This is a genomic window from Streptomyces sp. NPDC094143, assembly GCF_040303825.1.
Taxonomy (GTDB): domain Bacteria; phylum Actinomycetota; class Actinomycetes; order Streptomycetales; family Streptomycetaceae; genus Streptomyces.
In genome coordinates, this window is record NZ_JBEOTZ010000002.1 from 172972 (window position 1) to 199211 (window position 26240).

The 26240-nt window shown below is 70.0% G+C and carries 28 protein-coding genes; 13 read left to right on the forward strand and 15 right to left on the reverse strand.

Annotated features, from left to right (window positions below):
* Window positions 1-277: 277 nt before the first annotated feature.
* Both ABTZ58_RS03235 and ABTZ58_RS03240 read left to right on the forward strand, forming a co-directional pair.
* Complete coding sequence (locus ABTZ58_RS03235) at window positions 278-1369, forward strand: metallophosphoesterase family protein (RefSeq protein WP_351349858.1); 1092 nt, start codon at window positions 278-280, stop codon at window positions 1367-1369.
* 183 nt (window positions 1370-1552) lie between these two features.
* The gene (locus ABTZ58_RS03240; protein WP_351349860.1) at window positions 1553-2422 is read left to right on the forward strand and encodes a hypothetical protein; all 870 of its coding nucleotides are present in this window, start codon (window positions 1553-1555) and stop codon (window positions 2420-2422) included.
* A gap of 390 nt (window positions 2423-2812) precedes the next feature.
* On the opposite strand, the gene thiC is transcribed toward ABTZ58_RS03240, so the two are convergent.
* Window positions 2813-4597, reverse strand: coding sequence for a phosphomethylpyrimidine synthase ThiC (gene thiC / locus ABTZ58_RS03245; RefSeq protein WP_351349862.1), 1785 nt, complete (start codon window positions 4595-4597; stop codon window positions 2813-2815).
* 590 nt (window positions 4598-5187) lie between these two features.
* Complete coding sequence (locus ABTZ58_RS03250) at window positions 5188-5592, reverse strand: hypothetical protein (protein WP_351350408.1); 405 nt, start codon at window positions 5590-5592, stop codon at window positions 5188-5190.
* A gap of 84 nt (window positions 5593-5676) precedes the next feature.
* On the opposite strand from ABTZ58_RS03250, the gene ABTZ58_RS03255 reads away from it, so the two are divergent.
* Window positions 5677-6870, forward strand: coding sequence for a YibE/F family protein (locus tag ABTZ58_RS03255; protein ID WP_502996000.1), 1194 nt, complete (start codon window positions 5677-5679; stop codon window positions 6868-6870).
* 94 nt (window positions 6871-6964) lie between these two features.
* Here ABTZ58_RS03255 and ABTZ58_RS03260 read toward each other — a convergent pair whose 3' ends face one another.
* From ABTZ58_RS03260 to ABTZ58_RS03275, 4 genes are all read right to left on the reverse strand, one after another.
* The gene (locus ABTZ58_RS03260; RefSeq protein ID WP_031115219.1) at window positions 6965-7399 is read right to left on the reverse strand and encodes an SsgA family sporulation/cell division regulator; all 435 of its coding nucleotides are present in this window, start codon (window positions 7397-7399) and stop codon (window positions 6965-6967) included.
* A gap of 99 nt (window positions 7400-7498) precedes the next feature.
* Window positions 7499-8224, reverse strand: coding sequence for an IclR family transcriptional regulator (locus ABTZ58_RS03265; protein WP_351349864.1), 726 nt, complete (start codon window positions 8222-8224; stop codon window positions 7499-7501).
* A gap of 317 nt (window positions 8225-8541) precedes the next feature.
* Window positions 8542-8754, reverse strand: a complete 213-nt coding sequence (locus ABTZ58_RS03270) for a DUF5326 family protein (protein ID WP_094054830.1) — start codon at window positions 8752-8754, stop codon at window positions 8542-8544.
* Between the two features lie 155 nt (window positions 8755-8909).
* Window positions 8910-9227: a cupin domain-containing protein gene (locus tag ABTZ58_RS03275; RefSeq protein ID WP_351349867.1), complete on the reverse strand. Its 318-nt coding sequence runs from the start codon at window positions 9225-9227 to the stop codon at window positions 8910-8912.
* Between the two features lie 60 nt (window positions 9228-9287).
* On the opposite strand from ABTZ58_RS03275, the gene ABTZ58_RS03280 reads away from it, so the two are divergent.
* From ABTZ58_RS03280 to ABTZ58_RS03300, 5 genes are all read left to right on the forward strand, one after another.
* Window positions 9288-9665 carry a phage holin family protein gene (locus tag ABTZ58_RS03280; RefSeq protein ID WP_351349869.1) on the forward strand — a complete coding sequence of 126 codons (378 nt, stop codon included), beginning with the start codon at window positions 9288-9290 and terminating at the stop codon, window positions 9663-9665.
* Between the two features lie 6 nt (window positions 9666-9671).
* Window positions 9672-10163 (forward strand): low molecular weight protein-tyrosine-phosphatase, encoded by a 492-nt coding sequence (locus tag ABTZ58_RS03285; RefSeq protein WP_351349871.1) that lies wholly within the window; start codon window positions 9672-9674, stop codon window positions 10161-10163.
* Window positions 10160-11344: a cystathionine gamma-lyase gene (locus ABTZ58_RS03290; protein ID WP_351349873.1), complete on the forward strand. Its 1185-nt coding sequence runs from the start codon at window positions 10160-10162 to the stop codon at window positions 11342-11344. The genes ABTZ58_RS03285 and ABTZ58_RS03290 overlap by 4 nt, the downstream gene beginning before the upstream one ends.
* 195 nt (window positions 11345-11539) lie before the next feature.
* Window positions 11540-12445: a LysR family transcriptional regulator gene (locus tag ABTZ58_RS03295; RefSeq protein ID WP_351349875.1), complete on the forward strand. Its 906-nt coding sequence runs from the start codon at window positions 11540-11542 to the stop codon at window positions 12443-12445.
* A gap of 166 nt (window positions 12446-12611) precedes the next feature.
* On the forward strand, window positions 12612-13094 hold the full coding sequence (locus tag ABTZ58_RS03300; RefSeq protein WP_351349877.1) for an NUDIX domain-containing protein: 483 nt from the start codon (window positions 12612-12614) through the stop codon (window positions 13092-13094).
* Window positions 13095-13105: 11 nt separating this feature from the next.
* Here ABTZ58_RS03300 and ABTZ58_RS03305 read toward each other — a convergent pair whose 3' ends face one another.
* Window positions 13106-14521 carry a globin domain-containing protein gene (locus tag ABTZ58_RS03305; protein ID WP_502996001.1) on the reverse strand — a complete coding sequence of 472 codons (1416 nt, stop codon included), beginning with the start codon at window positions 14519-14521 and terminating at the stop codon, window positions 13106-13108.
* Window positions 14522-15110: 589 nt separating this feature from the next.
* Here ABTZ58_RS03305 and ABTZ58_RS03310 point away from each other — a divergent pair.
* Window positions 15111-15977: a GNAT family N-acetyltransferase gene (locus ABTZ58_RS03310; protein ID WP_351349881.1), complete on the forward strand. Its 867-nt coding sequence runs from the start codon at window positions 15111-15113 to the stop codon at window positions 15975-15977.
* Between the two features lie 73 nt (window positions 15978-16050).
* Here ABTZ58_RS03310 and ABTZ58_RS03315 read toward each other — a convergent pair whose 3' ends face one another.
* On the reverse strand, window positions 16051-16473 hold the full coding sequence (locus ABTZ58_RS03315; protein WP_094054822.1) for a GlcG/HbpS family heme-binding protein: 423 nt from the start codon (window positions 16471-16473) through the stop codon (window positions 16051-16053).
* Window positions 16474-16529: 56 nt separating this feature from the next.
* Window positions 16530-17738, reverse strand: coding sequence for an MFS transporter (locus ABTZ58_RS03320; protein WP_351349883.1), 1209 nt, complete (start codon window positions 17736-17738; stop codon window positions 16530-16532).
* Window positions 17739-17879: 141 nt separating this feature from the next.
* Here ABTZ58_RS03320 and ABTZ58_RS03325 point away from each other — a divergent pair, with 141 nt between their 5' ends.
* On the forward strand, window positions 17880-18344 hold the full coding sequence (locus ABTZ58_RS03325) for a MarR family winged helix-turn-helix transcriptional regulator (RefSeq protein WP_351349885.1): 465 nt from the start codon (window positions 17880-17882) through the stop codon (window positions 18342-18344).
* A gap of 34 nt (window positions 18345-18378) precedes the next feature.
* Complete coding sequence (locus ABTZ58_RS03330) at window positions 18379-18831, forward strand: GNAT family N-acetyltransferase (protein WP_351349887.1); 453 nt, start codon at window positions 18379-18381, stop codon at window positions 18829-18831.
* A gap of 60 nt (window positions 18832-18891) precedes the next feature.
* Here the strand turns inward: ABTZ58_RS03330 and ABTZ58_RS03335 are convergent, their stop codons facing one another.
* Window positions 18892-20277, reverse strand: coding sequence for a serine hydrolase domain-containing protein (locus ABTZ58_RS03335; protein ID WP_351349889.1), 1386 nt, complete (start codon window positions 20275-20277; stop codon window positions 18892-18894).
* A gap of 73 nt (window positions 20278-20350) precedes the next feature.
* Complete coding sequence (dnaB, locus tag ABTZ58_RS03340) at window positions 20351-21832, reverse strand: replicative DNA helicase (protein ID WP_309093680.1); 1482 nt, start codon at window positions 21830-21832, stop codon at window positions 20351-20353.
* Between the two features lie 460 nt (window positions 21833-22292).
* Between dnaB and ABTZ58_RS03345 the strand changes: the two genes are divergently transcribed.
* Complete coding sequence (locus ABTZ58_RS03345) at window positions 22293-23630, forward strand: MATE family efflux transporter (RefSeq protein WP_351349892.1); 1338 nt, start codon at window positions 22293-22295, stop codon at window positions 23628-23630.
* 176 nt (window positions 23631-23806) lie between these two features.
* Here ABTZ58_RS03345 and rplI read toward each other — a convergent pair whose 3' ends face one another.
* The 4 genes from rplI to rpsF all read right to left on the reverse strand — a co-directional run bounded on the left by rplI (window position 23807) and on the right by rpsF (window position 25505).
* Window positions 23807-24253, reverse strand: coding sequence for a 50S ribosomal protein L9 (rplI, locus tag ABTZ58_RS03350; RefSeq protein WP_094054815.1), 447 nt, complete (start codon window positions 24251-24253; stop codon window positions 23807-23809).
* A gap of 18 nt (window positions 24254-24271) precedes the next feature.
* Entirely contained in the window at window positions 24272-24508 is a 237-nt protein-coding gene (gene rpsR, locus ABTZ58_RS03355) for a 30S ribosomal protein S18 (RefSeq protein WP_003949403.1), read from the reverse strand.
* Between the two features lie 45 nt (window positions 24509-24553).
* A complete protein-coding gene (locus ABTZ58_RS03360; RefSeq protein WP_351349894.1) occupies window positions 24554-25144 on the reverse strand; it encodes a single-stranded DNA-binding protein in 591 nt (196 codons plus the stop codon).
* A 70-nt stretch (window positions 25145-25214) separates the two neighbouring features.
* Window positions 25215-25505, reverse strand: a complete 291-nt coding sequence (gene rpsF, locus ABTZ58_RS03365) for a 30S ribosomal protein S6 (protein ID WP_030237450.1) — start codon at window positions 25503-25505, stop codon at window positions 25215-25217.
* A gap of 264 nt (window positions 25506-25769) precedes the next feature.
* On the opposite strand from rpsF, the gene ABTZ58_RS03370 reads away from it, so the two are divergent.
* Complete coding sequence (locus ABTZ58_RS03370) at window positions 25770-26075, forward strand: hypothetical protein (protein WP_351349896.1); 306 nt, start codon at window positions 25770-25772, stop codon at window positions 26073-26075.
* The last annotated feature ends 165 nt before the right edge of the window (window positions 26076-26240 follow it).

Here is a 26240-nt window from a genome sequence, read left to right on the forward strand (position 1 = left end):
CCCGCAGCCGGGCCTGGGGAAGGGCGCGCTCCTGGGGAGAAACGGGGCCGGTCCCCCGGAGAGACGGCATCGTTCTCGCGAAGAGAAGAAGAGCGAGGACGGTCACACGGTGGTCGAAGCCCGGTCCAATCGGGGCGAAAGCCGCGGTGAACTGGAGTCTTGCTCTGATTCACCACCCCTGGGTCATCACATGGCGCGATGCGCATTCCTATGATGGGCCCACGACACCGGCGGGCCGCTACGACCAGGCAGTCCGATGCGGTGCAGATGCGGCGCGATGGTGGAGGGGTCGATGACTCAGGGGGCCGGTCAGGGACCCGAGGTGGAGCGGACGGCGACGTTGCGCGACTTCCGGGTGCCCGCGTACGTCCACGAGACCGGTCCGTACGTCCACAGCGTCCACCCCGGCGAGGTCGCTCCGCCGCCGGAGGAGACCTATCCCGAGGGCTACACGCCGACCGAGCGTGACCTCCCCGTCATCAACCGGGGCGACACTGTGCAGGTGACCGTCGACCCCGAGACCACCGCCACTCCACCGGCCTCCACCGGGCAGGGCCCGCTGTACGTGGTGGGTGACGTGCACGGCTACCTCGACCAGCTGGTGGCCGCCCTCCAGGAGAAGGGCCTGCTGGACGCCGCCGGGAACTGGTGCGCGGGCACCGCCCGGCTGTGGTTCCTCGGCGACTTCACCGACCGGGGGCCGGACGGCATCGGCGTCATCGACCTCGTGATGCGGCTGTCCGCCGAGGCCGCCGCGGCCGGCGGCTACTGCAAGGCGCTCATGGGCAACCACGAGCTCCTGCTCCTCGGCGCCAAGCGGTTCGGCGACACACCCGTCAACTCCGGCGCCGGCACCGCCACCTTTCAGGCGGCCTGGCTGCTCAACGGCGGCCAGAAGACCGACATGGACCGCCTCCAGGACCACCACCTGCAGTGGATGGCCCGGCTGGACGCCGTCGAAGAGGTCGACGGCCACCTGCTCGTGCACTCCGACACCACCGCCTACCTCGACTACGGCCGCTCCATCGAAGAGGTCAACGACACCGTCCGCGAGACGCTCACGCGCAACGACGCGGACGAGGTCTGGGACCTGTTCCGCAAGTTCACCAAGCGGTTCTCCTTCCGCGACGAGGGCGGCGCGGACGCCGTGCGCACCCTCCTCGATACGTACGGGGGCACCCGGATCGTTCACGGCCACAGCCCCATTCCGTATCTGCTGGGCGAGGTCGGCTCCGAGGAGGACGAGGACAGCACCGACCCCGTCGTCGAGGGACCGCACGTCTACGCCGACGGACTCGCCATCGCGATGGACGGTGGCGTGACCATGGCCGGAAAACTCCTGGTCCAGCAACTGCCGCTGGTCACGTGAACGTTCACTGGGCAGGTGCGTCCCGTCACCGGACCGGACCGGTGACGGGTCAATTTCGGTAAACCCCCTGTCACCGCCCACCGTCACCGCTCTACCATCGGCTTATCCGTAGCAGGCTCCCCTCCGTTTCTGCCCGACGGCTCGTCAGCATGCCGAGCCACAAGCCCTACGGAGCATCGGGGGATGCAGATGAACAGCGTTCCGCAGCACCTGCTGAGCGAGGACCGCCAGGAATACGAGCGGATCCTCGATGAGGCGCTGCGCTCCGCACCACACCGCCCGGACCTGGCCGCCATCGGACAGCGGCTCAACTCCGAACAGCTGCGCACCATGGCACTGAACGCCACCGCGCTCATCACGGCCGCCGCGTCGGCCGAGTACCGGCACTACGTCAAGGTCCGCGACGAACTCCGCCAGCCCGCGTCGTCGAGCTCGCCGTCCGTGCGCGAGTCCGGCTCCAGCGAGCCGGGCACGGGCGGCTCCGGGATCGCCGCGACCATGGGGGAGGTCGCGGCCGAGACGGCGGGCGCGGGCGCCGTCGCCGTCGTCGCCGTCCTCGCGCCGGTCCTGGCCGGCACCGCCGCGGCGATCTTCCTGCTCGTCGGCTACATCCTGCAGATGCTCGACCCGGAGCAGGGGTTCGCCCGGACCATGCTCACCACGGGCTGGGTCTTCGGCGCCGTGACCGCGGTGGCGATCCTCGTCGCCGCTGTGGGGTTGCTGCTCACCGCCCTGCGCAACAAGCCGACGGCGGAGGGCGGTCCCCACGACGTACGGCAGCGGGAGGTGGATCAGGCCAGAGAGGCCTGGCGGGAGGCGCTGCTGGAGCGCGGCATCCTGCCCTTCCTGCGGGAGGCGCTCGCGGATCCGGGCGCGGCCGCCGCGCTGCACCCCACGTCCGCCCCCGCGCCGGTCAGCCGCATGCCGCACCTCGGCTACGACCGCCCGGGTTTCACCAGCCCGGACGACGGCAGCCGCGGCTCGCGGCCGAGCTTCAGCAGCCCGGACTACACCAGCCCGGACTTCGGAGGACCGGAGCACCAGCCGGAGTAACCGTCGGCACGCGTGCCGGCACCCGTCGGCTTGCGCTTTCCCTGCGGGGACGAGCTTTGGGCAGCGCAAGCCGGACATTCCGGCAGCGCGCCCTGAGCGGCGCCGGAGGATCTGTCCCTCGACCCGCTCGACCGTGCGGCGGCTGAAGGCGTGCACCAGCGCGAGGTGGTAGAGCGCCGGTGCCGTCGGGGCCCACGGTTGGACACGGTCGTCGCGCAGCAGATACCGGACGACCGTCACTGCTGCTGGAACAGCACGGCGGACACCATGCCGGGGCGGCGCCCGCGACGCCGTTGGCACATCGATCCCGTCCATGCCTGCGACCTTGGGGGATCTTGGGCCGGGCCGGGCTCCGCCGTGCTGTTTCCGTGACGCGGTCCTGAGGCCGGGTCAGTCCGCGATCGGCAGGTACACGCGGTTGCCGCTCGCCGCGAACTCCTTCGACTTCTGGGCCATGCCCTCCTCGATCTCGGTCCGGCTGCCGCCGTGTTCACGGCGGATGTCCTGCGAGATTTTCATGCTGCAGAACTTCGGACCGCACATCGAGCAGAAGTGGGCCGTCTTGGCGGGTTCCGCCGGCAGGGTCTCGTCGTGGAACTCCCGTGCCGTGTCCGGGTCGAGGGCCAGGTTGAACTGGTCCTCCCACCGGAACTCGAAGCGGGCGTCGGACAGGGCGTCGTCCCACTCCTGCGCGCCCGGGTGTCCCTTGGCCAGGTCGCCGGCGTGGGCGGCGATCTTGTAGGTGATGACGCCGGTCTTGACGTCGTCGCGGTTCGGCAGGCCCAGGTGCTCCTTGGGCGTGACGTAGCAGAGCATCGCCGTACCCCACCAGGCGATCATCGCGGCACCGATGCCGGAGGTGATGTGGTCGTACGCCGGCGCGACGTCCGTGGTCAGCGGGCCGAGCGTATAGAACGGCGCTTCATCGCAGATCTCCTGCTGAAGGTCGATGTTCTCCTTGATCTTGTGCATCGGGACGTGGCCCGGGCCCTCGATCATCGTTTGTACGTGGAAACGCTTCGCGATCCGGTTGAGTTCCCCGAGCGTCCTCAACTCCGCGAACTGCGCCTCGTCGTTGGCGTCCGCGATCGAGCCGGGCCTGAGGCCGTCACCGAGGGAGTAGGTGACGTCGTACGCGGCGAGGATCTCGCAGAGCTCCTCGAAGTTCTCGTACAGGAACGATTCCTTGTGGTGCGCCAGGCACCACGCGGCCATGATCGAGCCGCCGCGCGAGACGATGCCGGTTTTGCGGTTCGCCGTCAGCGGTACGTACGCCAGGCGCACGCCCGCGTGGACCGTCATGTAGTCCACGCCCTGCTCGGCCTGTTCGATGACCGTGTCCTTGTAGATCTCCCAGGTCAGCTCCTCGGCCCGGCCGTCGACCTTCTCCAAAGCCTGGTAGAGCGGCACCGTGCCGATGGGAACGGGGGAGTTGCGCAGCACCCACTCGCGCGTGGTGTGGATGTTGCGCCCGGTGGACAGGTCCATGACCGTGTCGGCGCCCCAGCGGGTCGCCCAGGTCATCTTCTCGACCTCCTCCTCGATGGAGGAGGTCACGGCAGAGTTGCCGATGTTGGCGTTGACCTTCACCAGGAACCGCTTGCCGATGATCATCGGTTCGATCTCGGGGTGGTTGACGTTGGCCGGGAGCACCGCCCGGCCCGCCGCGATCTCGTCGCGCACGACTTCCGGGGACACGTTCTCCCGGATGGCCACGTACTCCATCTCGGGTGTGATCTCACCGCGGCGGGCGTACGCGAGCTGGGTGACGGCCTTGCCGTCCCGGCTGCGGCGCGGCTGGCGGGGCCGTCCGGGGAAGACGGCGTCGAGGTTGCGCAGACCGCCGCGGGGTGAGGTGTGCTTGATGCCGTCGTCCTCGGGGCGGACGGGGCGGCCCGCGTACTCCTCGGTGTCGCCGCGGGCGATGATCCAGTTCTCGCGCAGCGGCGGCAGGCCCCTGCGGACGTCGGTCTCGACGAGCGGATCGGTGTACGGGCCGGATGTGTCGTACAGCGTGACCGACTGCCCGTTGGTGAGATGCACCTGGCGGACCGGCACCCGCAGGTCGGGGCGGGTGCCCTCGACGTACGCCTTGTGCCAGCCGATGGACTTCCCGGCCTCCGCGGACTGTCCGTCCTGAACGGAGGCAGGCGTGCGTGCGTCCTTGTTGGTCATGAGACCTACTCCCTACGCCGGCATTACCCGGTAACAGGTTCGGCGGTCGACGCAGCGGCTTCCGTCTGCCGACGTTCCGTGTGAAACATCACTCGACTTCGGTGATGTTTCATGTGAAACATCGCTGGGACGGAGGTCAGCGCCCTCTCAGCCCGGTGCTCCGAGCTCCCGCGTGTACAAAAGGTGCCTCCACGCTAGCGGCAATCTTGGCGCGGTGAACAGAGGGCCCCCGTCCTTCTTGCGATGATCGGTCGGTGACCACGACACAGCGTCCCCCGTACCCTCCGCCCGAACCGCCCCGCGGGTCCGGCGCCGGACACGGCAACGGCCCTGGTGACGGCCGGGAGGCCGCCGCCGGGGCCGGGCACGGGCCTGCCCGGGGGGCTGCCCCGGGGCCTGCCCGGGCGCAGGAGCGCGGATACGGGTCGGACTCGGCTTTCGGTGATGCCCAACTCGGCGCCGCGGCCTCCGGTGCGGCTTCGGGGCGAGAGCCCGGTGACGGTTCCCCGGGCGAGTACGGGACCGGATCCGGCGGCGGGTACGGGCCTCGGTCGGATGGCGGGTACTCGCCGCGTGACGACGGCGGGAGCTCACGGCGTGACAGCGGCGGATACGCGCCGCGCGACGGTGCCCCGTTCGGGCAGGGCGACGGCGGTCGCTACGGTCCGGAAGGCGGTGGCGAGTACGGGCCGGCCGGCGGTGGCGAGTACAGGCAGGCCGGCGGTGGCGGGTACACGCCGGCCAACGGGGGCGGCTACGGCCGCGGCGACGGTGGCGGATTCGGGTCGGGCGCCGGTGGCGGATTCGGGTCGGGCGCCGGTGGCCGCCAAGGCGACGGGTCCGGTGGCGAGCACGGCCCGGGCTCCCCGGGGGCGCGTCCCGGCCCCTGGGGCGGTGGGCAGGGCCCCGGCCCGGGAGGCGGCGGTCACGGCGCCGGCGGAGGTGACGGGCACGGCCACGGTCACGGGTCGGCGCCGGGCGGTGGGCACGGGCATTCCCACAACCACGGTCCGGCCACGCCCGTCTCGACGCATCTGCGCAAGGTCATCGCGGCGATCCTGATCCCGTTCGCCGCGGCGGTGCTGGTCGGTCTCGCCGTGCTGTGGCCCGGCGGCGCCCCGCCGCACGAGCGCACCGGCGTCGGTTTCGACCGGCAGACCCAGCAGGCCACGGTCACCGAGGTCGTGGACATCAGCTGCAAGGAGGCCGGTGCCGCGGGCGTCCCGCCGACCGGCGACACCTCCACCGCTGAGGGGTCCTCCGCGGTGCAGCAGGAGAACGGCACCTGCAAGCGGGCCACGATCCGGGTCGACAGCGGCAAGGACAAGGGCCGCACCTTCACCGAGATCGTCCAGCCCGACCAGTCCCGCCAACTGCACGAGGGCCAGGAGGTCGTGGTCGCCTACGAGCCCTCGGCGCCGCGGGACCTGCAGTACTCCGTCACGGACGTCAACCGGCGGGTGCCCCTGGCGCTGCTCGCCGGCATCTTCGCGCTCGCCGTGGTGGCCGTCGGCCGGCTGCGGGGTGTGATGGCGCTGGTGGCGCTGGCCATCAGCTTCCTGCTCCTGAACCTGTTCATCCTGCCCGCGATCCTCCAGGGCTCGAACCCGCTGGTCGTGGCGGTGGTCGGCGCGAGCGCCATCATGCTGGTCGCCCTGTACCTGTGTCACGGCCTGTCCGCCCGGACGTCCGTGGCGGTGCTCGGCACCCTCGTCTCCCTGCTGCTGATCGGCGTCCTGGGCTCGGTGTTCATCGGCTGGGCCGCGCTCACCGGCAACACCGACGACAACACCGGTCTGATCCACGGGCTCTACCCGACGATCGACATGAGCGGTCTGCTCCTCGCCGGCGTCATCATCGGTTCGCTCGGTGTCCTCGACGACGTGACGGTCACCCAGACCTCCGCGGTCTGGGAGCTGCACGAGGCCAACCCGTCGATGGGGTGGCGCGGGCTCTACCGCGCGGGCATCCGCATCGGCCGCGACCACATCGCCTCGGTCGTCAACACGCTCGTCCTCGCCTACGCGGGTGCCGCGCTGCCGCTGCTCCTGCTGTTCTCCATCGCGCAGAGCAGTGTGGGCACCGTCGCCAACAGCGAACTGGTCGCGGAGGAGATCGTGCGCACGCTGATCGGTTCGATCGGTCTGGTCGCGTCGGTGCCGGTCACCACGGCCCTGGCCGCGCTGGTGGTCTCGGCCGACCGCCCGGGAACGGAGTCCGTCGCGGAACCCGCCGCGGTGCGAGGGGGGAAGGGGCGGCGCCGCAAGCGCTGATCCCCGCGGGCGTGGACGGGATACGGATAAGCGTTCCTGCACGGCCCGGCGGCATCCGGTGAAGCGTTCCTCCACCGTGCCGCCGGCCGAGGTCTCACCCGGCGCCCTGCTCCGCGAGGATGCGGTCGAGGGCCTCGTCGAGATGGGCGTCGAAGTCGGCGAGCGAACCCTCCTGGCCCAGCGGGACCAGCTTGTCCGTGCGGTCGAGGAAAGCGACCAGCGGCGCCGTGGACGATCGGAACAGCGCCTGGTCGCTGCCCACCTGAAGCCGGATCAGCACCTCGCCGAGGGCGTCCGGCTCGACCGGCGTGACCCGCACATCGCCCTCGCCGCACGGCCGGCCGACGCCGTCGATCAGCAACTCCCGGCCGAAAGCCCAGGTCACCGGGGCATCACCGGGCAAGTGAAAGGTCAGCCGCACGGCATAGGGATCACTGGTCTCATAGCGCAGCTCCACCGGAATGCGGAAGGAGAGCTCCTCCGACACGAGAAAGCTCATCATGACCTCTGCTTGTACGGACTCGCGCATCGAAAACCCCGTCATTCGCCGTCGACTGGCCGGGTACGAACCTCTGACATCTGGTGGAATCTTGCTGAACGTACACAGCAGATCACAAGGAGTGAGTTTTCACATACTGATAGAGAGCGCGAGCGACCCGAGAAGCCGCCCGATCTCGTTCTGCAACTGCCGGGCCACGGGCAGCAGTCGATCCGACTGGTGGGCGGGCAGGGAGATGGCCACCGTCGCCGCCGTGGTGCCCAGGGTCAGCGGAATCGCGGCGCACACCGCGCCCAGCGCGTACTCCTGACGCTGGATCACCGGTTCCATCCGGCGGATGCGCTCCAGGCGTCTCAGCAGGCTGTGGTTGTCCCGCACCGTGTACGGCGTGAGGGGCTGCACGGGATAGCGGTCGAGGTGGTCGCGGCGGGCCTCCTCGTCCAGTTGGGACAGCAGGCACTGACCGATCGCATGCGCGTGCCCCGTCTCCCGGAAACCGGCCCACTCCTCCACCGCCGGGTTGCCGGGGGTGTCGGAGACGCACATGACCTCGATCTCGCCCTCGCGGTAGACCGCGTAGTACACGGGCACGCCGAGCGCGTCCCGCCAGCGCGCGAGGGCGTCGACCACCGTGCTGCGACGTTTCTGCCGTGCTCCGCTGCTGCTCAGCAGCTCGGCCGCCTCGCCGAGGAAGAACAGGCCCTTGTCCCGGCGCAGATAGCCCTCGTGCACGAGAGTGCGCAGCAGGTGGTACGTCGTGGGCAGCGCCAGCCCGGTCTCGCGGGCCAGTTGCTTGGCCGGGGCGCCGTATTCGTGCCGGGCGACGGTCTCCAGGAGGCGCATCGCGCGCTGCACGGATCCGATGAGGGTTGCCGGAGGCGGGGGTGAGGGCGGGGAGGGGGCCGCCGAACGGGGTTGCGCGGGAACGGTGTGGAGGTGGACAGGGGCGGTGTCAGCCGGGACCAAGGGTCACTCCCGAGGCGCGAGGGGGCAGCCCGTGCGGAGGAACACGGGTGGGGGTGTACGCCGCTCGCGGGGATGTCCCCGCGTCGAGTTCCGGACTCTATTCGCCCGCCACCGCACGCAGACGGCCCGGACGGGAAACTTCCCCCGGCCGAGGGAACCGGTGCTTCCAGCCGTTTCCCGCTACCCCCACCGGTTTCCCACCGGTCTCACCAGTCGCTGCGCGACGAGGACCCCGCGGTGAACTTCCGTACGACGTAGATCAGTCCGCCGACCAGTGCCACGAAGACCAGCAGCTTGAAGAGCAGTCCGATGACGAAGCCGACCACGCTGGCGATCAGCCCTCCGAACACGACGAGGGCGATGACCGGCACCGCGATCCACTTCACCCACCACGGCAGTCCCGTGAAGATCTCTCGCATCGCCCTCGTCCTTACCTCTCCGCACGTTCGAGTGCCGGGTCCTGTCGGTCCTTGATGTTCTGCACTCGATGCTAGGTCCGGGGCGGGGTGCCACGGGGGCCTCGCACCCCTTGTCCTCCCCTGACCGATCCCCTAGGGAACCCGGGGGCGGCCCCTCAGCTCTCCGGCGGAGAGAACACCACCATGACCCGCAGGTCCTCGGTGATGTGGTGGAACTTGTGTGCGACACCGGCCGGCACATAGATCACGCTGCCGCGTGCCACCTGGGTCGTCTCCATGCCCACGGTGATCGCCGCCCGGCCGCTCACGACGAAGTAGACCTCGTCCTGATCGTGCGGCTTCTGTGGATCCTGCTCGCCCGCGTCCAGGGCGTACAGGCCGACCGACATGTTCCGCTCCCGCAGAAACTGCAGGTAGGCGCCGTCGTTGGCGGCGCGCTCCGCCTCCAGTTCATCCAGCCGGAATGCCTTCATCGCCTTGTCCGCCCCTGCCTCTTGTGCCCTTGTCCGATCAGGTCTGCCACGATCAGACACATGATGAATTTCCTAGTCAAGACGATCGCGAACGCGGGTGCCCTGGCAGTCGCCGTATGGCTGCTCGACAAGATCACTCTGACCGGTGACAGCACGGGCAAGAAGGTCGGCACCCTGATCGTCGTCGCGCTGCTCTTCGGCCTGGTGAACTTCCTGGTCAAGCCGGTTGTCAAGCTCCTCAGCCTGCCCCTGCTGATCCTGACGCTGGGCCTGTTCACCCTGGTCGTCAACGCGCTGATGCTGCTGCTCACCTCGTGGCTGGCCGGCAAGCTCGACCTGAGTTTCCACGTGGAGGGCTTCTGGACGGCCGTCCTGGGCGGCCTGATCATCTCGGTCGTCTCCTGGGCGCTGCACGTCGTCCTGCCCGACGAGGACTGAGCCACCATGACGTACCGCGTCTGTTTCGTCTGCACGGGCAACATCTGCCGCTCCCCGATGGCCGAGGTCGTCTTCCGCGCGCGGGTCGCCGGGGCCGGGCTCGACGGCCTGGTGGAGGTGGACAGCGCCGGCACGGGCGGCTGGCACGAGGGCGACGGCGCCGATCCGCGCACGGTGGCCGTCCTGGCCGAGAACGGCTACCCCACGAACCACACGGCCCGGCAGTTCCAGCCGTCGTGGTTCTCCCGCCTGGACCTGGTGATCGCGCTCGATTCCGGCCACCTCGGGGCCCTGCGCCGGCTGGCGCCCACGGAGCAGGACGCGCGCAAAGTGAAGCTGCTGCGCTCGTACGACCCCGCCGCCGGTGACGACCTCGACGTGCCGGACCCGTACTACGGGGGTCCGGAGGGCTTCCAGGAGTGTCTTGAGATGGTGGAGGCGGCGAGCACCGGTCTGCTCGCCGCGGTGCGCGAGGACATGGAGGGACGGGCGGCATGAGTGATTCCGTGACGGGTGACCAGGGCGGAACGACGGGAGACACGAGGCGGACGGCCGCGGCCCCCGGTGACGGCACGCGCGCGGTGCGGGCGGGACTGCCCGAGGCGGTCAAGCACGAGCCCACCCTGCCCGGGCCCGTGTTCGCCGCCCACTTCCATCTGCCGGGCGACCCGACCGGCCCCTACACCTACGGCCGGGACGAGAACCCGACCTGGACGCTGCTGGAGCGCGCCATCGGCGAGCTGGAGGCGCCCGGCGCGGACGATGCCGAGACGCTCGTCTTCGCCTCGGGCATGGCCGCGATCTCGGCGGTGCTCTTCTCCCAGCTGCGCGCCGGTGACGCGTGCGTCCTGCCCGACGACGGCTACCAGGCACTGCCGCTGGTCCGCGCCCAGCTGGAGGCCTACGGCATCGAGGTGCGGACCGCGCCGACCGGGGGCGACGCCCAGCTGGACGTGCTGGACGGCGCGAAGCTGCTGTGGATCGAGACCCCCTCGAACCCGGGGCTCGACGTGTGCGACATCAGGCGGCTCGCCGAGGCGGCACACGCGCGTGGAGCGCTGGTCGCCGTCGACAACACGCTCGCGACCCCGCTCGGTCAGCGCCCGCTGGACCTCGGCGCCGACTTCGCGGTGGCCAGCGGCACCAAGCAGCTCACCGGCCACGGCGACATCCTCCTCGGCTATGTCGTGGGCCGTGACTCCGGGGCCATGGCCGCCGTACGCCGCTGGCGCAAGATCGTCGGCGCGATCCCCGGGCCCATGGAGGCCTGGCTGGCCCACCGTTCGATCGCGACGCTCCAGATGCGCGTCGACCGGCAGTGCGCGACGGCTCTGACGGTCGCCGAGGCGCTGCGCGCACGGCCCGAGGTGACCGGGCTGCGCTACCCCGGGCTCCCCGAGGACCCCTCGCACAAGATCGCCGCGCAGCAGATGCGGCGCTTCGGCTGCGTGGTGTCGTTCACGCTGCCCACGCGCGCGCGTGCCGACCGTTTCCTCGACGCCCTGCGGCTCGTGGACGACGCGACGAGCTTCGGCGGTGTGCGGTCCACGGCCGAACGGCGCGGGCGCTGGGGCGGGGACGCCGTTCCGGAGGGCTTCATCCGTCTGTCCGTCGGGGCCGAGGATCCGGACGACCTGGTCGCGGACCTTCTGCGTGCCCTGGACGCGTCGGCCGTCTGACCTCCCCGCGGACGGTCCGAGCCTCCCCCCTCGTGGCTCGGACCGCCCTCCGGTTCCGCGCGCAAGAACCGCCTGACCAAGGCTAGTTGACTCTCTGTCAGTGTCCAATCACAGTAGCGACAGAGACCTATCGACTTATTTATAGTTGGGCGCGGCCGGGGGGCCGGGAGCGGGGCCGACGAGGGGAGAGTGCCAGTGGACCTGGCCTTGCTGCGGACCTTCGTGACCGTGCACCGGGCCGGCTCCTTCACTCGCGCCGCCGCCCTGCTCGGTCTGTCCCAGCCGGCCGTCACCTCGCAGATCAGGACCCTGGAACGGCAGCTGGGTCGCCCCCTGTTCCTGCGGCAGGCCCGCGGCGTGACCCCGACCAGCATCGGCGACGAGCTCGCCCACAAGGCCGCACCGCATCTCGACGCCCTGGTGGAGATCACCGAGAGCGGCCTCCACGACGACTCCTCCTTACGGACGCTGCACCTCGCGGGGCCCTTGGAGTTCACCGCCGAACGAGCCCTGCCCGCGCTCACCGAGCTCACCGGCGAGGACGGGCAGGGCTTCGCGCTGCGCGCCTCCTTCGGGAACGCCGAGGAGATCCTGGAAGGGCTTTCCGCCGGGCATCATGATCTGGCCATCAGTACGGCCCGCCCGCGGGGCGCCCTGCTCACGGCGACTGCGCTCTGCGACGAGGAGCACGTCCTGGTCGCCGCCCCGCGCTGGGCCGAGCAGATCGGCGCCGGAGAGCCGGACCGCAAGCCGGAGCCGTCCCTGGAGCAGGTGCCCGTGGTGGAGGTACACGAGTCGCTGCCCTTCGTCTCACGCTACTGGGCCTCCGTCTTCGACTCACGCCCGGCCGCCCCGGGCACGGTCGTCGTCCCCGACCTGCGCGCGGTCCTCGCCTGCGTGATCGCGGGGGCGGGACTGGCGGTGCTGCCGCGGTATCTGTGTGCGGAGGCGCTGGAGCGGGGCGATGTCGTCGCGCTGCACGAGCCGGCGGTGCCGCCCCTGCGGACATACTTCCTGGTCGTCCGGACCGGGACCATGGCCATGCCGCACATCGCGCGGGCACACGACTGGTTGCAGCGGGCGGCGAGCGAGTGGTGCTGAGCCCCTGGCAAGCGAGGCGGCGGGATCACGAAGGCCGGCCGACCGGGACTCGTGAGGGGGGGGTTCACGGGGCCCCGGGCCGCTCGGGAAGGCCCTTCACCCGGAGCACCCGGCCGGTGACATGTCGCGATGTTTCACGTGGAACCAACCGGGCCACATTTCCCCCATGACCGTCCGACCCGTGGTCAAGCGCACCGCCCGCGCCGTCCTCCTGGACGGTGACGACCTGATCCTGATCAAGCGCACCAAGCCGGGCCTCGATCCCTACTGGGTGACGCCCGGCGGCGGGGTCGAGCCTGACGATCCGACCGTCGTCCACGCCCTCCACCGGGAGGTGTACGAGGAACTGGGCGCGAAGATCGCCGATGTGGTGCCCTGCTTCGTGGACACCGTGGAGCACATCGGGGAGGACGGTGGCGCGGCAGGTGTGAAGGTGCAGCACTTCTTCGTCTGCCGGCTGGAGTCCATGGACACCTCCCTCCGCCACGGCCCCGAGGTCGACGAACCCATCGGCACGTACGAGATCGTGCGCGTGCCGTTCACCCGGATCGGCATCGCCTCCGTGCATCTCGTTCCGCTGTCGCTGCGGCACTACCTCGACGGCAACATCGAGGGCGTACGGGCCATGCACGCGCCTGACCTGGGCTGAGGCGCGGCGGATCAGTTCCCGGCGGAGACCAGTTCCTCGATGGAGTCGTGCCGTATGCGGTCCGACGGGATGCCGATGTCCCTCAGGGTGTCCACACCTCTGCGGATCATCCCCGGCGGGCCCGACAGGTAGGCGTCGTACTCGTTCCACGGCCCGTAGGCGCGTACGGCGTCCGGGAGCTGCTGGTGCGCCTGCTGGTCGATGATCGCGCGGACCGAGAGCCAGGGGTGCGTCTGCTGGAGGCGGAGCATCGTGTCGATGTCGTACAGGTCGTGGTCGGTGCGGGCGCCGTAGAAGACCTCGACCGGGCGGCGCTCCCCGTGCTCGGCGACGTCCTCGACCAGCGCCTTGATGGGGGCGATGCCGGTGCCGCCGCCCAGGCAGAGCAGCCCGCTGTCGGTGGTGTGGTCCACGGTCATGGAACCGGCGGGCGGGCCCAGCCGGATGATGTCACCGGGGCGGGCGCGGTGCACCAGGGCGTTGGAGACCCAGCCGGCCGGAACGGCCTTCACGTGGAACGACAGCAGACCGTCGGAGCGCGGCGCCGAGGCGAAGGAGTAGTGCCGCCAGATCCGCGGCCACCAGGGGGTCTCCACGCTGGTGTACTGCCCCGCGAGGAACGGATACGGCTGGTCGGGCCGGACGGTGACGACCGCCACGTCCGGGGTTCTGAGCTCGTGGGTGACGACCTCGGCGTACCACCAGGCCGGTGCCCGCAGTTCGTCGGCGGCCGCGGCGTCGATCATGATCTGCGAGATGGTGGTGTAGGTCCGGACCCAGGCGGCCTCCATCTCCTCGTTCCAGACCCCCGCGGCGTACTTGCTCAGCGCGCCGATGAGGCACTCGCCGACGGCCGGGTAGTGCTCGGGCCGGGTGCCGTACTTGCGGTGCCCCCGGCCGAGATTCTGGAGGTAGTCGACGAGGACGTCGGTGTTGTCGATGTGCTCGGCGGCCGTGAGCAGCGCCCGGAGCAGCCGGTCCCGTTGGGTGTCCATCGACGCGGGGAACAGTGACCGCAGATCGGGATGGCGGACGAAGAGCAGGGCGTAGAAGTACGAGGTGACCTTGTCGGCCACGGGGGTGACCTCGGCCATGGCACGGCGGACGAGGAGGGCGTCCGGGGACGCCTCGGGAGCGGAGGGCGACGGCGCCGGTGCGGGCCGCTGGGCAGGGACACGTGAGGCGGCGGGAGGTGCCACACTCGAGGCGAAGGGTGCCGGGGTGAGCGTCGTGGGCGCGGGACCCGTCGACGGGGCCGTGGGCCGGCCGACGGGGCGTATCGCCGCCGGGCGGCGTCCTCCCGCGGGAGCGGGCCGTTCCGCCGGGCCGGGCTCGCTGACAGGCTGCGGCTTCTTCCGGGGCGTGAACCATTCGCCCCCGCCGCCAGAAGTGCCGTTGTCGGCCGACGTGGTGGTCGGAGCGTCCATGGTGTGCCTCGCCTCGAGCATCTTTCGGTCGGTCTGCGCACTTCCCCGTGGGAAGGTGCCTGCTTCCCCCGTGGACGGGCCGTGTTCCCATCCCTGTCGCGGCCAATGCGGCCACATTCAACCCCTGATCCGGCGCCGTACGGACAAGTAAGGCGAGAGTGTGACATTGCCCGCAGTACTCTCTTCGAGCTTCCCACTCGCCTGGGCGGTTCTCGTCGCATTAACCGGAAACGCGGGTTTTCGATCTCTCCGTCCCTTTAAGCTGCATTGCCTACACTCGGTCCACACGAAACGGGTCACCCGTCCCTGACGCGAACCGGAGTCGACCCTACCGGCAGCCGCTGTGCACACAAGTCCCCCCTGCCCCCGTCACGAATGAGGGCAGGACGCGAATCATCGAGGGAGCAACTGGCGCGCGGAATGGACGCATTGCCCCTCCCCATCGGTCACCTGCTGTTCTTACGTGTTTCACGTGAAACAGCAACTTCGCGTACACGCGCTCCGCACGCGACTGCAACTGGCCAAAAGCTCGTATGACTCCGCCGAAACAGGTGGACGCCGAGGGCTCCTGTCGGACAGCCTGACCTGCGTGTCGACTCCTTCCCTTGCCGCTCTGCCCATCCGCCGTCTGACGCTGCGCGATCTCGCCGCCTGCGCCGATTTGTCCGAGGACCGGGGGTGGCCACGGGAGGAGCACAAGTGGGGCTTCCTCCTCACCTCCGGGAAGGGTTGGGGCATCGACGACCCCGATGGCGGCCTGGTCAGCGCCTGCGTCGTCACCGAGTACGGACCGCACGAACGCCCCGCCCTCGCCGCGATCGGCATGGTCCTGGTCGCCGGACGGCACGCCCGGCAGGGCGTCGGACGCCGGCTGATGCGCCACGTCATCTCAGCGATGGGCACCACGCCTCTCACCCTGCACGCGACGCCGAACGGCCGCCCGCTCTACGAGGAACTCGGCTTCAAGGCCACCGGACGGGCGGAGATGGTGGTGGGGCGCTTCACCCCCGGTGGACCGGAGCCGGCGGTCGCCACCCGTGCGGCGACCGCCGAGGACCTCCCGGCGATCCTCCGGCTCGACGAGCAGGTCTTCGGGACCGACCGCACCCACATCGTCACCCGACTGCCCGCCTTCGCCGACCAATTGCGCGTGGCCGAGGAGGACGGGCGGATCGTCGGCTACGCGGCCGCCTGGCCCAACATGGCGACACACGTCGTCGGTCCGCTCATCGCCCGGGACACGGTCGTGGCCCAAGCTCTCATCGCGTCTCTCGCGGCCCGCACCGACCGCCCGTTGCGCACCGACATCGACGTGCGACACGAGGAGTTGCTCACCTGGGTGAAGGAGCGCGGTCTGGCATCCGTCGCCTTCAACTCGGTGATGACGTACGGCCTCACCGAGCTGCCCGGAGACTGGAGCCGGCGCTTCGCTCCGGTCACGGTCGCGGCGGGCTGACGGGCCTGGACACGCCGAACGCCGGCTCCCCGGGCATCGGGGAACCGGCGTCGCTATCCGAGGACCCTGGCGGTCAGGCGAGGGCTTCCACGGCGGCCGTGGCGAAGGCGTGGTCCTGCTCGGGGGCTCCGCCACCGACGCCGATCGCGCCGATGAGGCGGCCGTCGCGGTGCACCGGCACACCGCCGGCGATGAACAGCAGCGGCCGGTCGAGCGCGGTGGGCAGGGTGTGGAAGAGGCCTCCGGGCTGTACGGCGTCGACGAGGTCGGCGGTGGGCGCGTTCAGCTGGAGCGCCGTGTAGGCCTTGCGGGTGCTGGTCTCGCCGGAGATCAGCACGGCGCGGTCGTCCCGCCGGAAGGCGAGCAGGTGCCCGCCCGCGTCCAGGACGGTGACACTGACGGTGACGCCCGCGGCTTCGGCGGCACGGCTCGCGGCGGCGACAAGGGCGTCGGCGTCCTGGGTGGTCAGCGGGGCGACAGCGGTGGTGGTGCTCATGGGGGTGGTTCTCCTGGAGGTTGTGCGGGTGGGACGGGTCGGAGTGGTCCGGCCGCTCAGTGGTGGACGGCGGCCCGCTGCTCGGCGGGAGCCGGCCCGGTGATGACCGTGCTGGGCACACCGGCGCGGCGCTCCAGGGCGGCCGAGAGGACGGCCAGGAGCAGGGCACCGGCGGCGAGGGCGGCACCCACCCAGTTGGGGGCGGTGTAGCCGAGGCCCGCCGCGATCACCAGGCCGCCGAGCCAGGCGGACAGGGCGTTGCCGAGGTTGAAGGCGCCGATGTTCACCGCGGAGGCCAGGGTCGGGGCGCCGTGCGCCTGGTCGAGGACCCGCTTCTGGAGCGGGGGGACGGTGGCGAAGCCCAGGGCGCCGATCAGCGCGATCGTGACGGCCGACAGGACCTTGTCGTGCGCGGTGAGCGTGAACAACGCCAGGACGACGGCCAGGGCACCCAGGGAGACGTACAGCATGGGCATCAGGGCGCGGTCGGCGAACCTGCCGCCGACGAGGTTGCCGCCGACCATGCCGAGGCCGAACAGGACCAGCAGCCAGGTCACCGAGCCGTCGGCGAAGCCGGCGACGTGGGTCATCATCGGCGCGATGTAGGTGATGGCGGCGAAGACACCGCCGAAGCCGAGGACGGTCATCGCCATCGCGAGCAGCACCTGAACGTTCTTGAAGGCGGCCAGCTCGTGTCGCAGGCGCACACCCTCCGGCTTGGGCATGTCGGGGACGAGCCGGGCGATGCCGAGCAGGCCGATGACACCGAGGGCGGCGACGATGCCGAAGGTGACCCGCCAGCCGACGGACTGCCCCACGAGCGTGCCGAGCGGGACGCCGACGACGTTGGCGACGGTCAGGCCGGTGAACATCATGGCGATGGCTCCGGCCTTCTTGTCCGGGGCGACCAGATCGGCGGCGACGACCGAGCCGATGCCGAAGAAGGCGCCATGGGCCAGCGAGGCGACGATCCGGCCGATCAGCATGACGCCGAAGCCGGGGGCGAGCGCCGAGAGCAGGTTGCCGATGACGAACAGGCCCATCAGCAGCATCAGCATCCGCTTGCGGGAGATCTTGGTGCCGAGGACGGTCATCAGCGGGGCGCCGAACATGACGCCGAGCGCGTAGCCGGTGACCAGGTATCCGGCGGTGGGGATGGAGACCCCGTAGTCGCCCGCGACCTCGGGCAGCAAGCCCATGATCACGAACTCTGTCGTTCCGATCCCGAAGGCCCCGATCGCGAGGGCCAGAAGCGCGAGAGGCATGGAGGGGTAACCTTCCCAAACGATTGCAGGAGCGCTTTGCGTGCGTCCACAATAGTTGCACACGCGGGCTAAGTGCAACCGCCCTATATTGCGCCGGTGCTCTATCCTGGATGTCAGCGGCTCCGGGACGGAGGAACCCCAATGACAGCGACGGACCCCGCGCTCACCGCCCTCGCCCAGGGCTGGTGCGCCCTCTCCCTGCTGCACGGGAGGATCGAGGCCCACATCGAGCGCGCCCTGCAGGCGAAGCACGACCTCAGCGCGCGCGAGTACTCCCTGCTGGACGTGCTCAGCCGACAGCACGACGGCGACGGCGGCCATCTGCAGATGAAGCAGGTCGCCGACGCGGTCGTCCTCAGTCAGAGCGCCACCACACGCCTGGTGACCCGTCTGGAGGACCGTGGGCTCCTGGAGCGCTACCTGTGCCCCACCGACCGCCGGGGCATCTACACGAACGTCACCGAGGCGGGCCTGAAGCTGCTGGAAGAGGCGCGGCCGACCAATGACGCCGCCCTGCGCGAAGCCCTCGACGAGGCGGCGAAAAACCCCGAACTGGCCCCGCTGGTCCAGGTCGTCGAGACGCTGAAGGCCCCGGTGCCCGCATAAGCCACCCCGGTGCCGACCTGCGTACGGTGCACCCATGGGAGATCTTGAAATACGCACCGCCGTCGCCGGTGACGTCCCGGCGATCGTCGACCTGCTGGCGGACGACCCGCTGGGCGCACAGCGCGAGTCACCGGACGACCTCACCCCGTACCTGACCGCGCTCGAGCGGCTCAGCACCGACCCGAACCAGCGCCTGGTCGTGGCGGTCCGCGAGGGCCGCGTCGTCGGCACGCTCCAGCTCACGATCATCCCCGGGCTGTCCCGGCGCGGCGCGATCAGGTCGATCATCGAAGGCGTGCGCGTCCACGCCGAGGAGCGCGGCAGCGGTCTGGGGTCCCGGCTCATCGAGTGGGCCATCGGCGAGTCCCGTGAGGCGGGCTGTCAGCTGGTCCAGCTGACCTCCGACAAGTCCCGCACCGACGCCCACCGCTTCTACGAGCGGCTCGGCTTCACGGCCTCCCACACGGGCTTCAAGCTCCAGCTCTGACCGATAGACGGAGGCGCCCGTGTTTCACGTGAAACACGGGCGCCTCCGTCTGCCTTCCGCTCAGCCGATCCCGCGCCAGCCCTCGGGGTCGACCCCTCCGGGCACCGGAGCCGTCTCGTCGTACGGCTGCCGCGTGAACACGAACGAACCGAGGTCCAGATGGCTCACGGATCCGTCCGGCCTCCGTACGGCCTTGAGCAGCTCTCCGGCGTAGTAGCCCTCCAGGCCGGTCCAGGTGCCATCCCCGTTCGGGCGGAAGCGCGAGCGGCGCCCGTTGCCGGACAGCGGCTCCAAGGAGACGAGCCCGTCGGCCGTGAGCCGCAAGGCGAAGGCGTACGTCCCCCAGTACCACTGTCCCGCCAGCTTCAGCACCGCCGGCTCCACCTCACGCATGGGGGCCCACGGAGCGGGAACGCGCGGCTCCGCCTCGGCGACGATGCGGACAAGGTCGGCGGCGACCGCCGACACCAAGGGACCCGAGGTGCAGTTGGCCAGGACGACCGCCGCCACGTCGTCCTCCACGCTGATGCTGACGTTCGCCAGGAAGCCCGGCAGGGATCCGCTGTGCCCCACGAGCAGGCGGCCGTGGCGGTGCTGGATCTGCAGGCCGAGGCCGTAGGCGTCGCCGGACATGACGTCCACGGCCTCCGCGGGCGCCGCCGGGGTGCGCATCTCCAGCAGGGACTCGGGGCTCAGCACCCGCTCGTCGCCCCGCACGAGGAAGGCCGCGAACCGGGCCAGGTCCGCGGTGGTCGACCAGAGTTGCCCCGCGGGTGCCATGCGGCCGAGGTCCTCGGCGGGCTCGGGCAGCAGCACGTCGGCCCAGGGGTGCACCGCCCATCCGCCCGCATGCGGGGTACTCGGCCGTACGCTCGTCCGGTCCAGCCCCAGGGGTTCGAGCACTTCGCGCCGTAGTGCCTCCTCCCATGAGGTCCCGCGCAGTTCCTCCACGAGCGCGCCCAGCAGCGTGTAACCGGGATTGGAGTAGTGGTGCCGCCGGCCGACGGGGTGCACAAAGGGCTGCTCGCCGAGGACGTCGGACAACTCCGGCCGCAGGGATCCCGGGGTGCGTTCCCACCAGGGCTCGGGCGTCTCGGCCGCCAACCCGCTCGTGTGCGCGAGCAGTTCGGCGATCGTGGCCTCCCCCGCGCCCGTACCCGGCAGATGCTTCTCCAGCGGATCCCCGAGCCCGAGCAGTCCTTCGTCGCGCAGCCGCATCACGAGGACGGCGGTGAAGGTCTTGGTGATCGAGCCGATCCGGTACTGCACGGTGTGATCGGGCCCGTGCCCCTCCACCGATGTCCGGGCCCCGTGCCACACCACCCGGCCGTCCCGGACCACGGCCGCGACCAACGACGGCGCCCGTCCCTCAGCCTGTGCCACGGCGATCCGGTGCAGCAGTGCGCGCCGCGTGGCGGGAAGCAGCTCTTCCTGAGGTGTCGTCATGGGCCCAGTCCATCCGGCCCGGTCGCAGGAGTCGACTTCTTTTACCGCGCGTCTTGTCACCGCGCGGCGTGGATCAGGTCTGCGCCATGTCCACGAACCGCGAGTAGTGGCCCTGGAAGGCGACGGTGATCGTCGCGGTCGGGCCGTTTCGGTGCTTGGCCACGATCAGGTCCGCCTCGCCCGCGCGGGGCGACTCCTTCTCGTAGGCGTCCTCGCGGTGCAGCAGGATGACCATATCGGCGTCCTGCTCGATGGAACCGGACTCACGCAGGTCGGAGACCATCGGCTTCTTGTCCGTGCGCTGCTCGGGGCCACGGTTCAGCTGGGAGAGCGCGATGACGGGGATCTCCAGTTCCTTGGCGAGCAGCTTGAGGTTACGGGACATGTCCGAGACCTCTTGCTGACGGCTCTCCGCCCGCTTGGACCCGCCGGACTGCATCAGCTGGAGGTAGTCGATGACGACCAGCCGCAGGTCGTTGCGCTGCTTGAGGCGACGGCACTTCGCGCGGATCTCCATCATCGACAGGTTCGGGGAGTCGTCGATGTAGAGCGGAGCGGCGGAGACGTCCGGCATCCGCCGGGCCAGACGCGTCCAGTCGTCGTCGGTCATCGTGCCGGAGCGCATGTGGTGCAGGGCGACCCGGGCCTCGGCGGACAGCAGACGCATCGCGATCTCGTTGCGCCCCATCTCGAGGGAGAAGATCACGCTCGGCAGGTTGTTCTTGATCGAGGCCGCACGGGCGAAGTCGAGCGCGAGCGTCGACTTACCCATGGCGGGACGTGCGGCGATGACGATCATCTGGCCGGGGTGCAGGCCGTTGGTGAGCGAGTCGAAGTCCGTGAATCCCGTGGGCACGCCGGTCATCTCGCCGCTGCGCGAGCCGATCGCCTCGATCTCGTCGAGAGCGCCCTCCATGATGTCGCCGAGCGGCAGGTAGTCCTCACTGGTGCGCTGCTCGGTGACGGCGTAGATCTCAGCCTGGGCGCGGTTGACGATCTCGTCCACGTCGTCGTCGGCCGCGTATCCCATCTGCGTGATCCGCGTGCCCGCCTCGACCAGGCGGCGCAGGACCGCACGCTCGTGGACGATCTCCGCGTAGTAGGCCGCGTTGGCCGCCGTGGGCACCGTCTGGACGAGGGTGTGCAGATAGGAGGCCCCGCCGACCTTGTTGATCTCTCCGCGTTTGGTGAGCTCGGCCGCGATCGTGATCGGGTCGGCCGGCTCGCCCTTGGCGTAGACGTCGAGGACGGCCTGGTAGATCGTCTCGTGCGCCGGCTTGTAGAAGTCGTGGCCCTTGAGGATCTCGACGACGTCGGCGATGGCGTCCTTGGACAGCAGCATGCCGCCGAGGACGGACTGCTCGGCCTCGATGTCCTGCGGGGGCACCCGCTCGAACGACGTGCCCGAGCCGCCGTCCCACACCCCGTTGTCCGGACCGCGCTCGTGCTGTTCCTCGCGGGCCCGGGCGCCGTCGCCCCGGCGGCGGGAGGAGGGCAGACGATCACTGGGCCCGCTGTCGGCCCACGGGTCGTCCAAGGGCTCGGAAATGCTCACCGAGCCACCTCCTCCCGTCCGCCGCAGCAGACCTCGCCGTGCCTCTCTGTTCTACGGCACGGCACTGACAAATGAGAGGCCCAACTCCGGTTGGCTGGCGCCGGTTTTGTGGCGTTTCGAAAACCGGCGGACGGAGCGGGCGCCGGACCACGGTAGGCCTCTCGGCACCGTCAGCCAATCTGGTTATCCACAGGCCATGTGGACGACGGCCCAGATGCTGTGGAGAACTCGGCCAAACCTGTGCACGACCCGGTGGACAGGCCTGTGAACAAGCAGCACCCCTACCTAACCAAACCTCTCTGACCTGCACCTTTGCCATCCACCGGCTGTGCAGAAGAAAAACTTCACCAAGCGGCGCAAGATCGCTTCGAAAGGTGCACAGCAGTGCGCACCCCGGAACGAAAAGTAAGGGTCACAAAAGCTTTGCATCTCTTACCTGTGGACGATTAGATTGGTGCACATGACACAGGCCCCCGCGCGCCGTCGAGACGGCCGGAGACAGCACGACCGTGAGATCGTCGCGCTGGCCGTGCCGGCCTTCGGCGCACTCGTCGCCGAGCCCCTCTTCCTGCTGGCCGACACCGCCATCGTCGGCCATCTGGGCACGGCCCAGCTCGCCGGTCTCGGTGTCGCCTCGGCCCTGCTGATGACCGCCGTCAGCGTCTTCGTCTTCCTCGCCTACGCCACCACGGCGGCGGTCGCCCGCCGCGTCGGCGCGGGTGATCTCCAGGCCGCCATCCGTCAGGGCATGGACGGCATCTGGCTGGCGCTGCTCCTCGGCGCCGCCGTCGTGGCCGCCGCCCTGCCCACGGCACCCCACCTCGTGGATCTCTTCGGGGCGTCGGAGGCGGCAGCCCCCTACGCCACCACCTACCTGCGCATCTCCGTGCTCGGCATCCCCGCCATGCTCGTCGTCCTCGCCGCGACCGGCGTCCTGCGCGGCCTGCAGGACACAAAGACCCCGCTCTACGTCGCCATCGCCGGATTCGTCGCGAACGGCGCCCTCAACGCCGGGCTCGTCTACGGAGCCGACCTGGGGATCGCCGGCTCCGCCTGGGGCACGGTCATAGCGCAGTGCGGCATGGCCGCCGTCTACCTCGTGGTGGTCCTGCGGGGCGCCCGCAAGCATGGTGCCTCGCTGCGTCCGGACGCCGCAGGGATCAGAGCATCCGCGCAGGCGGGTGTGCCCTTGCTCGTGCGCACCCTCTCCCTGAGGGCGATCCTGATGATCGCCACGGCGGTCGCCGCCCGGCTCGGAGACGCCGACATCGCGGCCCACCAGATCATCCTGTCCCTGTGGAGTCTGCTCGCCTTCGCCCTCGACGCCATCGCCATCGCGGGGCAGGCCATCATCGGCCGCTACCTCGGAGCCGGTGACGCCCAGGGCGCCCGTGACGCCTGCCGTCGGATGGTCGAGTGGGGCGTCGCCGTCGGGGTCGTCCTCGGCATCCTGGTGGTCATCACCCGCCCGGTGTTCCTGCCCCTGTTCAGCAGCGACCCCGCGGTCAAGGACGTGGCCCTGCCTGCCCTGGCCATCGTCGCCCTCGCCCAGCCGATCTCCGGCATCGTCTTCGTGCTGGACGGCGTGCTGATGGGTGCCGGCGACGGCCCCTATCTCGCCTGGGCGATGCTGCTCACTCTCGCGGTGTTCACCCCGGCAGCTCTGCTGGTGCCGGTGCTGGGCGGCGGGCTCACCGCGCTGTGGGCCACCATGACGCTGATGATGACCGTGCGGATGCTGACCCTGTGGCTCCGCAGCCGCTCGGGGCGCTGGATCGTGACGGGCGCGACCCGCTGACCGTTTCACGTGAAACATCGACGGTTTCACGTGAAACAGGGACGCTCCCCAGACCGGACCGTTTCACGTGAAACCGGTTCCGCCGTCCGGAGACGGAATCCCACGCCAGACACGACGATGGGGTCGCGCCCCGCAGGGCACGACCCCATCGCTCACTGCTTCAGCGAGCGCGGCACTCAGGCCGCGACGACCTCGACGTTGACCTTGGCGGCAACCTCGGGGTGCAGACGCACGGACGTCTCGTGAGCGCCCAGCGTCTTGATCGGCGAGCCCAGCTCGATGCGGCGCTTGTCGACCTCGGGGCCACCGGAAGCCTTGATCGCGGACGCGATGTCGGCCGGGGTGACGGAACCGAAGAGACGACCGGCGTCGCCCGAGCGGACGGCCAGACGGACCTTGACGCCCTCGAGCTGGGCCTTCACCTGGTTGGCCTGCTCGATGGTCTGGATCTCGTGGATCTTGCGAGCACGACGGATCTGCTCGACGTCCTTCTCGCCACCCTTGGTCCAGCGGATCGCGAACTTCCGCGGGATCAGGTAGTTGCGAGCGTAGCCGTCCTTGACGTCGACGACGTCGCCAGCGGCGCCGAGGCCGGAGACCTCGTGGGTGAGGATGATCTTCATGAGTCGGTCACCCTTCCCTTATCGCGCGGTGGACGTGTAGGGCAGCAGCGCCATCTCACGGCTGTTCTTCACGGCCGTGGCGACGTCACGCTGGTGCTGCGTGCAGTTGCCGGTCACGCGGCGGGCACGGATCTTGCCGCGGTCGGAAATGAACTTCCGCAGCATGTTCGTGTCCTTGTAGTCCACGTACGTGACCTTGTCCTTGCAGAAAGCGCAGACCTTCTTCTTCGGCTTGCGCACAGGCGGCTTCGCCATGGTGTATCTCCTGTGGGATCAAGAAGTGTGGGTGCGAACCCGCCCTTAGAAGGGGGGCTCGTCCGAGTAGCCGCCGCCACCGCCGCCGCCGGAGTTTCCACCCCAGCCGCCGCCACCGCCGCCCTGGCTGCCACCGGCGGGAGCGCCGGTCGCCCACGGGTCATCGGCAGGAGCTCCGCCGCCCTGCTGGCCGCCGCCGGGGCCGCCGCCCCAGCCGCCGCCACCCTGGCCGCCGCCACTGCCGCCGCCGTAACCGCCCTGGCCACCGCGGCCGCTGGTCTTGGTGACCTTGGCCGTGGCGTTGCGCAGGCTGGCGCCGACTTCCTCGACGTCCAGCTCGTAGACCGTGCGCTTGACACCCTCACGGTCCTCGTAGGACCGCTGCTTCAGCCGGCCCTGCACGATGACGCGCATGCCTCGCTGGAGCGACTCCGCGACGTTCTCCGCCGCCTGACGCCAGACCGAGCAGGTCAGGAACAGGCTCTCGCCGTCCTTCCACTCGTTCGTCTGGCGGTCGAAGGTGCGGGGAGTGGACGCGACACGGAACTTCGCGACGGCCGCACCGGAGGGGGTGAAGCGCAGCTCGGGGTCGTCGACAAGATTGCCGACCACCGTGATGACGGTCTCGCCTGCCATGGGGGAACCTCTCGGCGGGTTTGCTCTGGCTGCTTGCTACTCGAATCCCGGGATCAGCTGAGCGTGAAGCTCAGTGCATCTCGGGACGGAGGACCTTGGTCCGGAGGACCGACTCGTTCAGGTTCATCTGGCGGTCGAGCTCCTTGACGACCGCAGGCTCGGCCTGCAGGTCGATGACCGAGTAGATGCCCTCGGGCTTCTTCTTGATCTCGTACGCGAGACGACGACGACCCCAGGTGTCGACCTTCTCGACCTTTCCGCCGCCGTCACGGACGACAGAGAGGAAGTTCTCGATCAGCGGGGAGACAGCGCGCTCCTCGACGTCGGGGTCGAGGATGACCATCACCTCGTAGTGACGCATGTGGAACCCACCTCCTTCGGACTCAGCGGCCACGGTCGTTCCGTGGCAGGAGGGTTGTGATGCGTAGGCAACGGTATCGGCCACCACTGACAATCAGGGGATCTGTGGAGAAGCCCTTGCCGTGACATGGGCAGACACCGGTGCGGACGGTACACACTACCCGCACGGTGGCTTCCGGTTGAAATCCGGTCGCGAGGGCAGCCAATCTGTACACATCGGGTGTGTATGGCGCTACGATGCGCCGACTTTCGCAGGAGGTGCCCTATGGCACAGGTATTGCGACCCAACGCCGCCGGCGGCCTCTTCGCCACGGACGGCAAGCCCCACCCCCTCCAGGACACGCTGCTCGCGGTGACCCTCGTGCTGGGCCTCGCCGCGTTCCTCACGGCGATCATCAGCGACGACCTGCACGTGCTCAGCTCCTGGGCCGGCCTGGTGGGCATTCTCACGGGCGCCTACGGCCAGTGGGTCTCGGAGACGACGCGTGAGCGCTTCGGCCTGATCCTGGGGCTGGGCGCGTCGGGCGTCGGTTTCTTCCTGGGCATGATGCACGGCGGCCTCATCGGCTGACGCCAGAGCACCCCTTCTCGAACAGCGGACGACGCCCCGGCCGTCGTAGGGCCGGGGCGCAGGTTCCGTACGCCCAACCGGCGCGCTCCCACGGCGCAGTAGGCTTCGCGCGAGAGCCGGAGCCCCTGAACCCATGGGGACACACCAGCCCGAGGAGCGCCCCGA

Coding starts and splice junctions, on each gene's coding strand:
- ABTZ58_RS03235 (WP_351349858.1), top strand. CDS start 278: ATGGTGGAGGGGTCGATGACTCAGGGGGCCGGTCAGGGACCCGAGGTG.
- ABTZ58_RS03240 (WP_351349860.1), top strand. CDS start 1,553: ATGCAGATGAACAGCGTTCCGCAGCACCTGCTGAGCGAGGACCGCCAG.
- thiC (WP_351349862.1), bottom strand. CDS start 4,597: ATGACCAACAAGGACGCACGCACGCCTGCCTCCGTTCAGGACGGACAG.
- ABTZ58_RS03250 (WP_351350408.1), bottom strand. CDS start 5,592: ATGCCCGTGCCCACCGCCCGGCGCCGACCCGTGACCGTGGCCGTGCCC.
- ABTZ58_RS03260 (WP_031115219.1), bottom strand. CDS start 7,399: ATGCGCGAGTCCGTACAAGCAGAGGTCATGATGAGCTTTCTCGTGTCG.
- ABTZ58_RS03270 (WP_094054830.1), bottom strand. CDS start 8,754: ATGCGAGAGATCTTCACGGGACTGCCGTGGTGGGTGAAGTGGATCGCG.
- ABTZ58_RS03275 (WP_351349867.1), bottom strand. CDS start 9,227: ATGAAGGCATTCCGGCTGGATGAACTGGAGGCGGAGCGCGCCGCCAAC.
- ABTZ58_RS03280 (WP_351349869.1), top strand. CDS start 9,288: ATGATGAATTTCCTAGTCAAGACGATCGCGAACGCGGGTGCCCTGGCA.
- ABTZ58_RS03285 (WP_351349871.1), top strand. CDS start 9,672: ATGACGTACCGCGTCTGTTTCGTCTGCACGGGCAACATCTGCCGCTCC.
- ABTZ58_RS03290 (WP_351349873.1), top strand. CDS start 10,160: ATGAGTGATTCCGTGACGGGTGACCAGGGCGGAACGACGGGAGACACG.
- ABTZ58_RS03300 (WP_351349877.1), top strand. CDS start 12,612: ATGACCGTCCGACCCGTGGTCAAGCGCACCGCCCGCGCCGTCCTCCTG.
- ABTZ58_RS03305 (WP_502996001.1), bottom strand. CDS start 14,521: ATGGACGCTCCGACCACCACGTCGGCCGACAACGGCACTTCTGGCGGC.
- ABTZ58_RS03315 (WP_094054822.1), bottom strand. CDS start 16,473: ATGAGCACCACCACCGCTGTCGCCCCGCTGACCACCCAGGACGCCGAC.
- ABTZ58_RS03320 (WP_351349883.1), bottom strand. CDS start 17,738: ATGCCTCTCGCGCTTCTGGCCCTCGCGATCGGGGCCTTCGGGATCGGA.
- ABTZ58_RS03325 (WP_351349885.1), top strand. CDS start 17,880: ATGACAGCGACGGACCCCGCGCTCACCGCCCTCGCCCAGGGCTGGTGC.
- ABTZ58_RS03330 (WP_351349887.1), top strand. CDS start 18,379: ATGGGAGATCTTGAAATACGCACCGCCGTCGCCGGTGACGTCCCGGCG.
- ABTZ58_RS03335 (WP_351349889.1), bottom strand. CDS start 20,277: ATGACGACACCTCAGGAAGAGCTGCTTCCCGCCACGCGGCGCGCACTG.
- ABTZ58_RS03345 (WP_351349892.1), top strand. CDS start 22,293: ATGACACAGGCCCCCGCGCGCCGTCGAGACGGCCGGAGACAGCACGAC.
- rplI (WP_094054815.1), bottom strand. CDS start 24,253: ATGAAGATCATCCTCACCCACGAGGTCTCCGGCCTCGGCGCCGCTGGC.
- rpsR (WP_003949403.1), bottom strand. CDS start 24,508: ATGGCGAAGCCGCCTGTGCGCAAGCCGAAGAAGAAGGTCTGCGCTTTC.
- ABTZ58_RS03360 (WP_351349894.1), bottom strand. CDS start 25,144: ATGGCAGGCGAGACCGTCATCACGGTGGTCGGCAATCTTGTCGACGAC.
- rpsF (WP_030237450.1), bottom strand. CDS start 25,505: ATGCGTCACTACGAGGTGATGGTCATCCTCGACCCCGACGTCGAGGAG.
- ABTZ58_RS03370 (WP_351349896.1), top strand. CDS start 25,770: ATGGCACAGGTATTGCGACCCAACGCCGCCGGCGGCCTCTTCGCCACG.